This window comes from Gluconacetobacter johannae (assembly GCF_014174305.1).
Classification (GTDB): domain Bacteria; phylum Pseudomonadota; class Alphaproteobacteria; order Acetobacterales; family Acetobacteraceae; genus Gluconacetobacter; species Gluconacetobacter johannae.
The window spans coordinates 25,706-39,778 of sequence record NZ_JABEQH010000003.1; the positions used below are offsets into that span (position 1 = coordinate 25,706).

The 14,073-nt window shown below is 72.5% G+C and carries 13 protein-coding genes; 2 read left to right on the forward strand and 11 right to left on the reverse strand.

Annotated elements, in window-relative coordinates:
* The first annotated feature begins 14 nt into the window (after positions 1-14).
* Entirely contained in the window at positions 15-749 is a 735-nt protein-coding gene (locus tag HLH21_RS02775) for a CbtA family protein (protein ID WP_182940951.1), read from the forward strand.
* Here the strand turns inward: HLH21_RS02775 and HLH21_RS02780 are convergent.
* Genes HLH21_RS02780 through cbiE form a run of 6 tightly spaced genes read right to left on the reverse strand, consistent with a single transcriptional unit; the run spans position 737 to position 6,833 of the window.
* Positions 737-1,321: a histidine phosphatase family protein gene (locus HLH21_RS02780; RefSeq protein ID WP_182940953.1), complete on the reverse strand. Its 585-nt coding sequence runs from the start codon at positions 1,319-1,321 to the stop codon at positions 737-739. The genes HLH21_RS02775 and HLH21_RS02780 overlap by 13 nt on opposite strands.
* Positions 1,318-3,162, reverse strand: coding sequence for a threonine-phosphate decarboxylase CobD (gene cobD / locus HLH21_RS16960; RefSeq protein WP_246379094.1), 1,845 nt, complete (start codon positions 3,160-3,162; stop codon positions 1,318-1,320). The genes HLH21_RS02780 and cobD overlap by 4 nt, the downstream gene beginning before the upstream one ends.
* Complete coding sequence (locus tag HLH21_RS02790; protein WP_182940956.1) at positions 3,159-4,490, reverse strand: cobyrinate a,c-diamide synthase; 1,332 nt, start codon at positions 4,488-4,490, stop codon at positions 3,159-3,161. The genes cobD and HLH21_RS02790 overlap by 4 nt, the downstream gene beginning before the upstream one ends.
* A complete protein-coding gene (gene cobM / locus HLH21_RS02795) occupies positions 4,487-5,269 on the reverse strand; it encodes a precorrin-4 C(11)-methyltransferase (RefSeq protein ID WP_182940959.1) in 783 nt (260 codons plus the stop codon). Before cobM ends, HLH21_RS02790 begins: the two co-directional genes overlap by 4 nt.
* Positions 5,266-5,643 carry a cobalamin biosynthesis protein gene (locus tag HLH21_RS02800; RefSeq protein ID WP_182940962.1) on the reverse strand — a complete coding sequence of 126 codons (378 nt, stop codon included), beginning with the start codon at positions 5,641-5,643 and terminating at the stop codon, positions 5,266-5,268. Before HLH21_RS02800 ends, cobM begins: the two co-directional genes overlap by 4 nt.
* Positions 5,640-6,833, reverse strand: coding sequence for a precorrin-6y C5,15-methyltransferase (decarboxylating) subunit CbiE (cbiE, locus tag HLH21_RS02805; RefSeq protein WP_182940965.1), 1,194 nt, complete (start codon positions 6,831-6,833; stop codon positions 5,640-5,642). Before cbiE ends, HLH21_RS02800 begins: the two co-directional genes overlap by 4 nt.
* On the opposite strand from cbiE, the gene HLH21_RS02810 reads away from it, so the two are divergent.
* Entirely contained in the window at positions 6,832-7,596 is a 765-nt protein-coding gene (locus HLH21_RS02810; protein ID WP_182940968.1) for a cobalt-precorrin-6A reductase, read from the forward strand. The two genes, cbiE and HLH21_RS02810, sit on opposite strands and share 2 nt — an antisense overlap.
* On the opposite strand, the gene cobJ is transcribed toward HLH21_RS02810, so the two are convergent.
* Genes cobJ through cobN form a run of 5 tightly spaced genes read right to left on the reverse strand, consistent with a single transcriptional unit; the run spans position 7,572 to position 14,072 of the window.
* Positions 7,572-8,306, reverse strand: a complete 735-nt coding sequence (gene cobJ / locus HLH21_RS02815; RefSeq protein ID WP_182940971.1) for a precorrin-3B C(17)-methyltransferase — start codon at positions 8,304-8,306, stop codon at positions 7,572-7,574. The two genes, HLH21_RS02810 and cobJ, sit on opposite strands and share 25 nt — an antisense overlap.
* Positions 8,303-9,049 carry a precorrin-2 C(20)-methyltransferase gene (locus tag HLH21_RS02820; RefSeq protein ID WP_182940974.1) on the reverse strand — a complete coding sequence of 249 codons (747 nt, stop codon included), beginning with the start codon at positions 9,047-9,049 and terminating at the stop codon, positions 8,303-8,305. The genes cobJ and HLH21_RS02820 overlap by 4 nt, the downstream gene beginning before the upstream one ends.
* Before the next feature lie 4 nt (positions 9,050-9,053).
* Entirely contained in the window at positions 9,054-9,683 is a 630-nt protein-coding gene (locus HLH21_RS02825) for a precorrin-8X methylmutase (RefSeq protein WP_182940977.1), read from the reverse strand.
* Entirely contained in the window at positions 9,667-10,836 is a 1,170-nt protein-coding gene (cobG, locus tag HLH21_RS02830; RefSeq protein ID WP_182940980.1) for a precorrin-3B synthase, read from the reverse strand. The genes HLH21_RS02825 and cobG overlap by 17 nt, the downstream gene beginning before the upstream one ends.
* Positions 10,833-14,072: a cobaltochelatase subunit CobN gene (gene cobN / locus HLH21_RS02835; protein ID WP_182940983.1), complete on the reverse strand. Its 3,240-nt coding sequence runs from the start codon at positions 14,070-14,072 to the stop codon at positions 10,833-10,835. The genes cobG and cobN overlap by 4 nt, the downstream gene beginning before the upstream one ends.
* Position 14,073 lies beyond the last annotated feature (1 nt).

Here is a 14,073-nt window from a genome sequence, read left to right on the forward strand (position 1 = left end):
GCGGGAAACCCATCATGGCCGGACGTCTTCTGGCGCGTGGCATGATCGCCGGCGTCTTCGCCGCGTGTCTTGCATTCCTGTTTGCCCGCGTGTTCGGCGAACCGCAGGTCGATCTGTCCATCGCCTTCGAAAGTGCGCGGGATGCTGCCGCCGGCATGGCGACGGAACCCGAAATCGTCAGTCGTACCGTGCAGGCATCGTTCGGCCTGCTGACGGCGGCGGTGATGTATGGCGCGGCCTATGGCGGGATTTTCGCCATTGTCTTCGCATTGGCATATGGGCGGGTGGGCCGGATATCGCCCCGCGCGCTGGCGTTGTTGCTGGCGGGGGCGGGGTTCCTGACCTTCGTGCTGATACCCGATCTGAAATATCCGCCCAATCCGCCGGCGGTGGGACAGGCTGGTACCATAGGGCTGCGGACCGCGACGTATTTCGAGATGATCGTGCTGTCGCTGTGCGTGATGGCGCTCTCTCTGCTGGTGGGGCGACGCCTGACGCAGCATTTCGGACTGTGGAACGGCGCGTTGTGCGGGGTCGGGCTGTTCGTGGCCCTGACGGCGCTGGTGCAGAGTGGACTGCCCGATATCAATGAGGTGCCGGCGGATTTCCCCGCCGTCGTGCTCTGGCGGTTTCGCGAGGCGGCCATCGGGATGCAGGTCGTCCTGTGGGGGGCGCTGGGGCTGATTTTCGGACCGCTGGCGACCACCGCCCTGGCGCGGGGGACAACCGGGCGCCGTCAGGTCGGCTGACTGCCGCCCGTCTTGTGGGGGAGGCAGGCCAGCGGCGCGCCGATGGCCGAGATCCGCCAGCCGGTATGGCGGGACATCTCGCTGCGGCTTGAGGGCGGCACATCCAGGCGCCGCATCATCTCGGCGCTGCCGCCCAGGCAGCGGATCAGCAGCGCCCTGATGACTGCCGGTCGTGCGATGACGATGAGGGCGCCCGTCCCGCCGGGCAGACGATCGAGCCAGCCGCCGATGCGTTCGAATGCCGCGCGGCCGCTTTCGCCGTCGGGCGGAGCAAAGTCCGGGTCGTCGATCCAGCGGCGCACATCGTCCGGCGGCAGATCGCGGAGGCGGCAGCCGTGCCACTGTCCCTGATCGCGGTCGCGCAGGGCGGGCTGGGTGAGGATCTGACGTTCGGGGCAGGGCCCCAGGGCGGTCAGATCGACGTCCGGGCCGGCGACGATCGGATGGCGATCGCCGGTTGCGTGGAGCCATGCGGCGATGGAGCTGTCATGACCGCCGGTGCTGTCGCGTGCGGGTATGATACCCCGTCGTACGTCATCCGGCAGGCCGGATGCGATGCCCCATAGCTTCATCCTGCCGCCTTCGGGCCTTTCCTTCGCCAGGTCCGCAGGGCGCCGTCCAGGCGGGTCCAGGCCTCTTCGGTGCCCGGCAAGCCAAGGCGCAGGGCGTCCGGTTGCGTGTCGAATATACGGGTGACGATCCCGTGACGGCACAGATGGGCCCAGAGATCCGGCGCACCGTCTGTCCGGACCAGGGTGAACAGGCGTGCCTGCCCCACGTGGCGCAGTCCCGCCCCGTCCAGAAGCCGGGCAAGGCGGTCATGCGCGCGGGACGCCGTCAGGCGGGCATGTTCCAGCCACTGCCGGTCCCGCAGGGCCTGACGGCCGGCGGCAAGGGCCAGGCTGCCGACGGGCCAGGCGCCGATCAGGTTGCGCGCCCGTTCCGCCGTTTCCGGGGAGGCCAGGAGAAATCCCAGCCGTACCCCCGGCAGGCCATAGGTCTTGCCGAACGAACGCAGGACGATCAGGCCCGGGTGCGGCAGGGCCGGTATCAGGCTTTCTCCATCGAAATCGGCAAAAGCCTCGTCCACGACAAGATGATTTCCGTGTGACGCGCACCGGTCGGCAAGGTCCCGCAGCATCGTCGCCGGCAGGATGCGCCCGTCGGGGTTGTTGGGATTGCACACGATACAGACCGTGCCGGGTTGCGCCGACTGGCGCATGAGGCCGTCAGGGTCGAAGACCTCGCGCACCGCCGCCCCCGCTTGCCGCCAGGCGGTGGCGTGCCCGGAATAGGTCGGCCCCAGGATGCAGGCGGCCGATGCGCTTATGACGCGGGGCAGCAGGGACATCAGGCTCTGGCTGCCGGGGCCGGCCGCGACCATGGCGGGGTCGGCGGCGCCGTAGGCCGCCGCCGCCGCCGCGCGCAGATCGTCTTCCTCGTCCGCTTCGGGTAGGCGGGCCAGGACCTGGGGCGCGGGCATGTCCAGCGGATAGCTGTCCGGATTGATGCCTGTCGACAGGTCGATGAACGGGCGGGGCGCGTCGGGAAAATGGCGCATGATCGCCCGCACCTGTCCGCCGTGCGCGGGAAAGGACGCGCCGGCCGCACCCTCTGCCGACCCGTCCGGTTGCCCGTCGCCTGTGCTTCGCCGGAGCAGGTAGATGTCCATGATCCAGCCATGGCGTGCGCGGGCCTCGGCCCGGGCGGCGATAATCCGCGGCCCGGTCTGCGCGAGGGGGCCGGAGAGCAGGATCTGCTGGGCCATGCCGACGTAGGCGCCCCAGTGGATGGTGACGTCGTCCGCCGCGATGTGCTGGAACGAACAGTCGCCATCCAGCATCACCGCCACGGTATCGGCCCCCTGCGGCCAGCCGTGATCGCGGAGTTGGCGCCCGGTGGTGACCAGAAACGGTGCGCCGATGTCGTTGAGCGCGATGGCGTGGGCCGCCGCCAGCATGTTCAGCGACATGATGCCGGGAATGCTGCGTACCGCAGGCGCCGGGGTCAGCCGGGCGGCGATCCGCAGGGTGCTGTCGTACAGGGCCGGGTCGCCCCAGACGAGCAGCGCGACCGTGCCGCCGCCCGCAGCGTCCTGGTCCTGGTCCTGGGGCAGGTTCGAGCGGATGGCTTCGGTCCACACGCCGGCGATGGCGTCGTGCCAGTGCGCGACGCCCCGGCGGTAGTCGGGGTCGGCGGCGTTGCGGCGCGGCATGTCGAATTCGGCGATGCGGGTGGCCGGGTTGGTCAGCACCTGCGTGCAGATGGCGCGGCGCAGTTCGGCCAGGTCGGCCGTGTCGCGGCCCTTGCGCGGGATGAGGATGAGGTCGGCGGCGTTGAGTTCGCGAATGGCCTGCAGGGTCAGATGTTCGGGATTTCCCGTGCCGATGCCGACAAGAACCAGGTCGATCATGCGTGGCTCCCGTCGGGTTGGTCGGCCGGCGCGATCAGGTGGAAGAAGGTGCCGGTGGCCAATCCGCGCCGGGACCCGGCCTCGGGCACCTCGGCGCCGTTGGCGTCGACGGTCCGCGCCAGCGCGTCGTCCGGCTGGCTGGCGATGGTGGCATAGTGGAACTCGTGCCCGCGCAGCCGCCTGCCCGCATCATGGCCGGGGATGGGCGCGAGCAGCGTCGCCAGCCGGTAGCCCAGATGCATCCGCCGTCTGGCGAATGAGGTTTCCAGGCCCAGCAGGCCCGCCATCTCGTGCCGCGTGCCCTGCGCGTCGACCAGCCCCGCGCCCATCGCCATGTAGCCGCCGCATTCGCCATGCACCGGCCGGCTCATGGCAAAGCGTCGCAGCCCGTCGCGGAAACGGGTGGCGGCGGCCAGTGTGCCGGCATGGAGTTCGGGATAGCCGCCGGGGAGCCAGCAGGCGTCGGCGTCCGGGTCGGGCGCTTCGTCGGCGAGCGGCGAGAAGGGCACGATTTCCGCCCCTGCCGTGCGCCATCCCTCGATCAGATGCGGGTAAACGAAGGAAAAGGCCGCATCGCGGGCCAGCGCCACGCGATTGCCGGGCGGCGCTACCGCAACCGGCCGGCCGCTTGTGCCGAAGGCGCCGCCCGCCAGCGTCAGAATGTGATCCAGATCGACATGCGCGGCGATGAATGCGCCAAGCTCGCCCAGCAGCGCGGCAAGGTGCGGCTGCTCCTCGGCCTGCACCAGGCCGAGGTGCCGCGCGGGCAGGGCCACGGCCTCGCGCCGGGGCAGGGCGCCCAGCACGCGCAGCCCGGCGGCCGCCATGCCGGCGCGGACCAGCGCCTCGTGGCGCGGGCTGGCGACCCGGTTGAGGATCACCCCCGCCAGCCTCACCTGGGGCGACAGCGTCGCGAAGCCATGAGCGATGGCGGCGGCGGACTGGGCCTGGCCGGACACATCCAGCACCAGCACGACGGGCCAGCCGGTCAGCGCCGCCAGGTCGGAACTGGCGCCATTGCCCGTTTCGCCCGCCGATGCCACGCCATCGAACAGGCCCATCGAGCCTTCGGCGATCATCAACTCGGCGTCCGCGCGGGCGCCGACCAGCCCCGCGATCCGCTCGGCCGACATGGCCCAGGTGTCGAGGTTGACCGAGGCGCGCCCCGATGCGGCGCTATGGAACGCCGGGTCGATATAGTCCGGCCCGTTCTTGAAGGGCTGCACCGCCTGGCCGCGCGCCCGCAGGGCGGCAAGCAGCCCCAGCGTGACCATGGTCTTGCCCGCGCCCGAGGCGGGGGCGGAGATGATGAGGCCAGGGGTGCTCATTCCGCCTCTGGAAAGCGGGGGGCGGTGCCGACGGGGCGGAACCGGCGGTCATAATCGCCGGCATAGAGGCGGCTTTCGCCGAAGTCCGTGGCCCCGATCGCGCGGCCGACCAGGATCAGCGCCGTGCGTTCCAGTTCGGTGGCCAGCGCGGCTTCCAGCGTGTCCAGCGTGGCCTGGACGATGCGCTGGTCCGGCCAGCTTGCGCGCCACACCACGGCGACCGGACAGTCGCCACCGTAATGCGGGGTCAGTTCGGCCATGACGCGGTCCAGCACATGGATCGACAGATGGATCGCCAGCGTGGCGCCCGTGGCGGCGAAGGCGGCAAGGGTCTCGCCCGGCGGCATGGAGGTGGCGCGGCCGGAGGTGCGTGTCAGCACCACCGACTGGGCAACGCCCGGCAGGGTCAGTTCGGCGCCCAGCGCGGCGGCGGCGGCGGCGAAGGACGGCACGCCGGGCGTCACGTCATACGCAATGCCCAGCGCGCGCAGGCGGCGCAGTTGTTCGCCCATGGCGGACCACACCGACAGGTCGCCGGAATGCAGGCGGGCGACATCATGACCCGCTTCCTGTGCCGCCACCATTTCGGCGATGATGGCGTCGAGCGAGAGCGGCGCGGTGTTGACGATGCGCGCGCCGGGTGGGCAATGGTCGAGCAGCGCCGCCGGAACCAGCGATCCGGCATAGAGGCATACGGGGCTTGCCGCGATCAGGTCCCGCCCGCGCAGGGTGATGAGATCGGGCGCGCCCGGTCCGGCGCCGATGAAGTGAATCGTCATGCGTTGTTCCCCTCGGCTTTCTCGGCAATGGCGGCCATTGCCATCCCGTCGGCCGAGGCCGCGCGGGGGGCGAGCAGGCGCGCGCCTGCTCCGGCGGCGGCCAGCGCGGCCGCTTCGGCGATGCTGCCGGTCCCGAAACCCGCCATGACGCGGCTGGACCGGGTTGGTGTGGCGACATGCGCCAGCGTTTCGGCCGCCAGCGCGCGGATGGGCAGGCCCAGTTCCGCCGCCAGCGCCAGAAGCGGGGGCGAACCGGCCTTTTGCGCGACCGTGGCCAGGGCGTCGATGCCCCTGGCGCCCCCCGCCGCCGCCAGCGCATCGCGCAGCGACGCCAGGCTGGCGGCCTGCCGGAAGCCGAAGCCCGCGACCCTCATCGCGTCACGCTCCATTGCACGACGGGGCGCGCCGGGCGCCATCCGCGCATCGACCCCAGAGGTGCGGCGGTTGCCAGCTCGATACGCAGCAATTCGCCGCCCTTTTGGCCGTGCCATGCGGCCAGCAGCGTCTCGGTCTCCAGCGTGACGCCGTTGGCGACGATCCGCGTTCCGGGCGGCAGCAGGGCCCACAGGTGATCGAGCAGGGCGGCATGGGCGCCACCGCCGATGAACACGGCATCGGGCGGGGGCAGGCCCGCCAGCGCCGCCGGGGCCTCGCCTTCCACGATCCGGAGCAGGTGGTCCAGGCCAAGGGCCTGGGCATTGGCGCGGATGGTCGCGGCGCGGTCGGCGCGGGTTTCGACCGCGACGGCCCGCCCGCCGGCCAGGCACCATTCCGCCGAAATCGACCCCGATCCCGCGCCGAGATCCCACAGACGTTCGCCGGGGCGCGGCGCGAGGGCCGACAGGGTGAGCGCGCGGACCGGGCGCTTGGTGATCTGCCCGTCATGGATGAACGTCTCGTCAGGCAGGCCCGACGCCCGGCCAAGCCCCGGCGCGCCGGACATGGCGATGGCCACGGCAACCGGCGCGGCGACGTCGGTGAAGGCAAAATCGGCCGCGCCGACGGTGCGGATGCGCTCGCGCGGGCCGCCCAGGGCCTCCATGACGTGGAGGGCGGAGGCGCCGAACCCCCGGCCGACCAGCCACCGCGCCAGCGCGCCGGCGGCGGGGCCGTCGCGCAGCAGGCAGATCGCCCGCCCCTGCGCGCTCAGCGAAGGCGTCAGCCGTTCGAACGGCGCCGCGTGCAGCCCCAGGCAGGACACCTGTTCAAGCCGCCAGCCCAGCCGGCTGGCCGCCAGCGAAAAGGTGGATGGCGCCGGGTGGGCCAGCCACTCGCCCGGTTCAAGCCGGGCGGCAAGGGTGGCGCCCGCGCCGAACCAGAACGGATCGCCCGACGCCAGAACCGCCACCCTGCGTCCGCGCTCGGCCAGGACCGGTTCGACCGAGAAGGGCACCGGCCAGGCGCGGCCCCTGTCGCCCGCGTTCACCAACGCAAGATGGCGCGGGCCGCCAAAAATCACCTCGGCGCGGGCCAGCTCGGCATGGCGCGCCGCCGGCAAACCTGCCATGCCATCCTCACCAATGCCGATGATCGCAAGCCAGGGGTCAGCCCAGGAGTCAGCCATGACGCGCGTCCTCTTGCTGGGGGGCACCACCGAAGCCAGCCAGATGGCCCATGTTCTGGCCGAAGCGGGGACGGACGCCCTCTTTTCCTATGCCGGCCGGACCGCGTCGCCGGCCCGGCAGCCCCTGCCGGTCCGGGTCGGCGGGTTTGGCGGGGCGGAGGGGCTGGCGGCCTATCTGCGGGAGGCGGGGATCAGCCACGTGATCGACGCCACCCATCCCTTTGCCGTCCGGATGAGCCACAACGCGGTGGCGGCCTGCGCCGCCGCCGGCATCCCGCTGCTGGCGTTCGAGCGGGCGCCGTGGGTGCCGGCGGAGGGCGATGACTGGCGCGCGGTGGCCGATGTGGCGGGCGCGGTCGCCGCGCTGCCCGATGCGCCGGCACGGGTTTTCCTGGCGATCGGCAGGCAGTTGGTCGATGCCTTCGCGGCCTGCCCGCGGCATGACTACCTGCTGCGTCTGGTCGATCCGCCCCGCGCCGCCCTGCCGCTGCCCCGCGCGGCGGTGGTCGTGGCGCGCGGGCCGTTCACGCAGGAGGGGGACATGGCCCTGATGCAGGCGCACGGCATCACCCATGTCGTGGCGAAGAATGCCGGCGGGGTCGGCGCGCGGGCCAAGCTGGATGCCGCGCGCATGCTGGGCCTGCCGGTGATCCTGATCGAGCGGCCCGCCACGCCGCCCCGCCCTGTCGCGCGCACGGCGGCCGAGGTGATGGCATGGCTTGGGGGTGGTTCGGAAGGTCATTCGGCGCGCCTCGGCGTGTAGACATGCCGCCCGACGCGTCGTGTCGAGGCGTTGCCGACCAGCACCACGGTCCGCATGTCCGCCATTTCGGCGCGGGCCTCGGCCAGCGTCGTCACGCTGAGTCGTTCCTCGGGCGTCGTTACGGCGCGGGCGAAGATGATGAGCCGGTCCGGCCCGCATTCCTCGCGCAGAATCTCCAGCGCGCGGGCCAATTGATGCGGACGGCTGGCCGAGCGCGGATTGTAGAAGGCCATGGCGAAATCGGCCTGCGCCGCCAGGCGCAGCCGCCTTGCGACCGTTTCCCAGGGCTTGAGATTGTCCGACAGGTTGATCGCGCAGAAATCATGGCCCAGCGGCGCGCCGGCCCGCGCGGCGGCCGCCAGCATGGCGGTGATGCCGGGCAGGATGCGGATATCGACATGGGCCAGGCGCGGGGCCTGTTCCACCGCCTCGAACACCGCCGAGGCCATGGCGAATACGCCCGGGTCGCCCGACGAGACGACGACGACCCTGCGCCCCGCCGCCGCCAGGTCCAGCGCGTGGGTGGCCCGCGCCAGCTCCACGCGATTGTCCGTGGCATGCAGCGTCAGCCCGTCGCGCGCCGGGATGCGCGCCACGTAGGGGATGTAGCCGACGACATCGGTCGCGTCGGCAAGGGCCGTCGCCACCTCGGGCGTGACGAGCGCCTCGTCGCCGGGACCGAGGCCGGCGACGACCAGCGTGCCGCTCATGCTGCGTCCCCCTGTCCGGCTTCGGGGCGGCGGCCCTGCCCGTGCACCAGCACGATCGCGAAATAGGGGCAGTCGCCGTCGCCGGCTTCGGCAAGGCGGATCACGCGCTGGCCGGGCATGGTGCCGCGCTCGACCAGCCAGGCGTCCTCCAGCCGGCCGGCGGCGGCCAGGGCGCGGCGCACCCTGGGCAGGTTCCTGCCGGTCTTCATCACGACCAGCGCGTCGGCGGCCCGCATATGCCGCGCCAGGTCGGCCTCGGGCATCGTGCCGGTCAGCACGGTGAGCACATCGTCGCCCCAGGTGATCGGGATGCCGGTGGCGTTCCAGCAGCCGGTCATGCCGGTGATGCCGGGGATGACCTCCACCGCGACGCGCCCCTGCAGGCGGGCGTGCAGGTGCATGAACGAGCCGTAGAAGAACGGGTCGCCTTCGCACAGCACCACCACGTCCTGCGTCCGGGCCAGATCGGCCAGGCGGTTCGTCCAGTCATCGTAAAAGCCGGCCAGCGCGTCGCGATAGGCGGGGCTGTCCACCGGCAGTTCGGTGGTCACGGGATATTCCATCGGATACTCGGTGACGCCGGGGGCCAGCATCCCCTCGACGATCCGCCGGGCCTGTCCGGCGCGCCCGGCCTTGCGAAAATAGGCCACGTGGCGGGCCGTGCGGATCAGCCGGTCGGCGCGCACGCTCATCAGTTCCGGGTCGCCGGGGCCAAGGCCGGCGCAGACGATCCTGCCGGGCACGGGGCTATTCCTTCCGGCTGGCCAGCGCGTTGACCGCGGCGACCGTGATCGCCGAGCCGCCCAGCCGCCCCCTGACGACCAGCGCGGGAACCGGGAGAGCCGCCATCAGCGCATCCTTCGATTCCGCGGCGCCGACGAAGCCGACCGGGCAGCCGATGATCGCCGCCGGCCGGGGGCAGGCGGGATCTTCCAGCATGTTGAGCAGGTGGAACAGCGCGGTGGGCGCATTGCCGATGGCCACCACCGCGCCGGACAGGTGGGGACGCCACAGCTCCAGCGCCGACGCCGATCGGGTATTGCCCATCCGGCGGGCCAGATCGACGACGCAGGGGTCGTTCAGCGTGCAGATGACGGCGTTATCGGCGGGCAGGCGCGCGCGGGTGATGCCCTCGCTGACCATGCGCGCGTCGCACAGGATCGGCGCCCCGGCCTCCAGCGCGGCGCGGGCGGCGATCGCCATGCCGGGGGAAAATTCCACGTGCCGTTCGAGGCCGACCATGCCGGCCGCATGGATCATCCGTACGGCGACGATCTCCTCTTCCGGGCTGAAACGGGCCAGATCGGCTTCCGCCCGGATGGTGGCGAAGGACCGGCGGTAGATCGCCGCGCCGTCGGTTTCATAGAGGTGGGGCATCGGGACCTTCCGTCAGCAGTCCGGGCGTGACCAGCATCTGTTCGACCGTCAGGTGGCGCCGGATGGGCGTCGTGGCGGCCGTGCCGCCCCGGACAAGGTCGAAGCCATGCGTTTGGGCGACGAGTGTCAGCGGAGTCGGCCCAGGATGCGCGCAGCCCTTCGCGCAGCCCGAGACATGCAGCAATGCACCGGCCGGGATATGCGGCGCAAGCGCCCGCGCCAGCACCCGCGTGGGGTGCAGGGCCTGGGTGCAGCCGGGCGCGCCGGTGCAGGCGACAACCCGCAGCAGGGGATCGTCCGGCCGGGTGATGATGTGCGCGATCTCCGGCGCGCGCGTCTGCCCTTCGAGCAGGAGCAGGCGCCACGGCGTGACGCGCAGGGGGGCCAGGTCGGCGAGGGCGGCCAGGGTGCGGGCCTGCATCTGCCCGAAGGCGACGCCGACCAGGACGCCCGCGACCGCCCTGTGGGGGGCCGGGGCCGGCGCGCCGATCGCAGGCGCGGCCTCCATTTCGGTAAAGGCGGCGGGAAGCGCCGCGCCGCCGGCCAGATGTGCGGCCATGCGCCCCTGGCCGCCGCTGGCGACGAACCAGCGGGCGAGGGCCAGCGCGGTGTGCGCCATGCCGTCCGGCGTGACCCGCGCGCCGCCGGCGGCCCCGTCGGCGCGGCAGAGCAGGGCCCCCGTGGCGTCGCGTTCGATCCGGATGTCGGCGGATACCTCCCGCAGGACGGGGTGCGCGCCGGTGTCGAGGGCAAAGCCGAACTTGCCGGGCAGGCGGATCGTCGGGTCGTCCAGCACGGCGCTGGTCAGGCGTTCGGCCAGTTCCGCCGTGCCGTCGCCGGCCTGCCAGTAGGGGGTGACGACGATGTTGCGCCGTGCCTCGGCTTCGGGCGTGGGGTCGATCAGGCCCAGCGTTGCGAGACCCGCGACAAGCGGGGCATGGGTCTGGTCGGTGACGCCGCGGATCTGGACGTTGGCCCGCGCGGACAGGTCGATCAGCCCGTTGCCGTGACGCGCGGCCAGATGCGCGATGCCGGCGGCCTGCGCCTGGGTCAGCCGCCCGGTGGGCGGGCGGACGCGGACCAGCAGCCCGTCGCCGGAGGGCATCGGGCGCAGGGCGCCGGGGCACCAGCCCTTGACCAGCGGCGCGCTCACGGCGCGTCCCGCAGGCTGGCGGCGATGGCGTTGCGGCGCGTGGCCCACAGGCCGGCGGCCGCGAGTGCGCGAAAGCGATCGCGCAGGGCGGCGAGGGCGGCCGGGTTCTCGCGCGCCATGAACGCCGCCAGATCGTCCCGGCCCAGCGTGGCGTCGTAATAGATGTCGAACAGGTGGGCGGGCACGTCGCGGGTCAGGTGTGCGAACGCGGCGAGGGTGTCGAGCGTGGCGGTGATTTCCGCGGCGCCGCGAAAGCCGTGGCGCATCATGCCACTGGCCCAGTCGCGGTTGCCGGCGCGGGCGCGCACTACACGGGCGATTTCCTCGCGCAGGATGCGGGCGCGGGGTGTTTCGGGCCGGGTGGCGTCGATGTGATAGAGCGTGGGCGCAGCCCCCCCGAGCCGGGCGATGGCCGCGGCGGGGCCGGCCTCATGCGCGGCGTAGTCGGGCGACAGCAGCAGGTCGGTTTCGGCAAGGTCCTGCACATGCGCGACGCTGTCCGTCGTGCGGAGCCGCGTTTCCAGCGCGTCGCGATCGCGCCGTATGTCGCCGCCCGCGCCGATGGTCCATTCCGAGGCGCTGAGCCAGGCCTCGCCGGCGGCGGCGCGGCCCTCGTGGCTGTAATCTTCCAGCGCCGCGCCCATGCCGACCCCGTAATGGCCGGGCCGGGGTCCGAAGACCCGTGGCCCACGGACCACATAGGGGTTTTCCTCCGGCGGTTCGTCCCGTTCGGCCAGGGCGGCGGCGGCGGCCTCGAACATCTGCGCCATGCCGGGAAAGACATCGCGGAACAGGCCCGACACCCGCAGCGTCACGTCGATACGCGGGCGGCCCAGCAGGGCCGGCGGGATGATTTCGAAGCCGGACACGCGCTCCGACCCCGCGTCCCATTGCGGGGCCAGCCCGGCCAGATGCAGGGCCATGGCGAATTCCTCGCCGGCGGTACGCATGGTGGCCGACCCCCACAGATCGACGATCAGGCCGCGCGGCCAGTCGCCGTGGTCCTGCAGATGGCGGCGCAGCAGTTCTTCGGCCAGGCGCACGCCCTGCCCGTGCGCGACCCGGCTGGGCACGGCGCGCGGATCGACCGCGTAGAGATTGCGCCCGGTCGGCAGGACATCGGCCCGTCCGCGCAGGGGCGACCCCGCCGGGCCCGGCGCGACCCGGCGACCGGACAGCGCCGTCAGCAGGCCTTCGCGCTCGCCCGCCCCCTGGCCGTAGATGTGCAGGCCATCGCCGAACTGGCTTTCCTTGATGTCGCAGACGAAGCGGTCGATCCGCACGATGGCCTCGGCCGCGCCGGCGCCCTGCGGGATGTCGAGGTCCTGTTCGACACCGGCGGCCCGCGCCTCGGCGCGGATCGCCTCGATCAGGCGGTCGCGGCGGGCCGGATCCAGCCCCTCGGCGGTGGAATATTCGTCGAGCAGCCGCTCCAGCCGCAGCATCCCGTCCGGCACCGCGCTGCCGCGCTGGGGCGGCGGCAGGTGGCCCAGCGTGACCGCGCCGGTCCGGCGCTTGGCCTGCGCGGCCTCGCCCGGATCGTTGACGATGAACGGATAGATGACCGGCAGGCCGCCCAGCAGCGCGTCGGGCCAGCAGGTGCCGGACAGGGCCACCGCCTTGCCGGGCAGCCATTCCAGCGTGCCGTGCGCGCCGACATGCACCAGCCCATGAAACCGCTGCGCCCTCAGCCACAGGTAGAACGCGACATAGGCGTGCCGTGGGGTGTGGGCGAGGTCGTGGTACTCCCCTTCGCGCAGGCGCGCCTCGCCGCGCTCCGGTTGCAGGGCGACCAGTATCGCCCCCCGGCGGACGGCGGGAAAATGGAATTCTCCGTCGCGTACCGATGGATCGGCCGCCGGATCGCCCCATGCCTCTTGCAGCGCCTGTCGCAACTCCGGCGCCAGCCGGGCGAGGGCGGCGCGATAGGCGTCCAGCGGCCAGCTTTGCCGGCCGGTCAGCAACGCGTCGGCCAGGGGCCGGTCGCCCGGTGGCACGGTATGGCCTGCCTGCCCGAGGTCGGCCAGGATGGCGTCCGTCGAGGCCAGCGCATCCAGCCCGACGGCGTGGGCCATCTGGTCGGGGCGGCCGGGATAGGTCGAGAGGACGATCGCCAACTGTCGTTCGGGCGCGGGGGTTGCGCCCAGACGGTGCCATGACGCCACGCGGTTGGCCGCGGCGGCGACGCGGTCGGCGTCGGCCCGGTGCATCAGCCGGGAAAACTCGAGTTGGGCATCGCGCTCGTCCGCCGACTTGAAGCTGACCACGCCGGCGAACACCCGCCCGTCCACTTCGGGCAGGACGACATGCATGGCGAGGTCCGCCGGCGACAGGCCGCGTTCCGCCATGGCCCAGTCGCGCTGCCGCGCCGTGGAAAGGGCAACCTGGAACACCGGGCAGCCGGTGGCGTCGAGCGGCGAGGCGCCGTCTGCCCCCCGCGCGGAAAAGGCGGTGGCATTGATGACGACGGCGGCATCGTTGTCACGCAGGGCCTGGCGGACCCAGTGCGCCGCATCCGGCGCCTTGAGCGAGGGGGCGAACAGCCCCACGGCCCGAAAGCCGCGTTCGCGCATGGCGCGGATCAGGGCGTCGATCGGGCCGGTGTCCGCCGCCGTCAGATAGGCGCGGTAGAAGGTGACGACGGCCAGCGGCGCGCCGCCCTGCGGCACCGGAGCACCCGCGCCGGTGTCCGGATCGTACCAGCCGCATTCGGGAATGGTCTTCAGCCCGATCACCGGCGCGGCGTCGAGGCCCGAAGCCAGCGCCAGTTGCGCCAGCGCCGCCTGCGCCGCCACCGCGCCGCCGCTGTCGCACAGGGCCGCCAGACGCCGCAGGGTGGACTCCGGCACGGTGGACAGGGCGTCGAGGCGTGGGTCTTCGCGCCCGTCGGCCGGCAGCACGGCAAGGGCGATGCCCTTCCGGCGCGCCAGATGCTCCACCTGCGTCAGTCCATACGGCCAGTAGCCGACTCCGCCGATCAGCCGGATCAGGATGCCCCTGGCCTGCGCGAGCGTGGCCTCGACATAGGTGTCGATCGACAGCGGATGCCGCAGGGCCGCCAGATTGGCCAGCCGCAGGGTGGGCAGCGTGCCCCCGGCCGCGTGCCACGCCGCCGCGAAAGCGCCGAGGTCGCTGTCGGAGAAGGACAGCACCACCAGATCGGCCGGGCTCTGGCCGAGGTCGACGGGCGTTTCCGTCTCGTCCAGACCGTGGCTTTCGCGGAAGACCACGTGCATG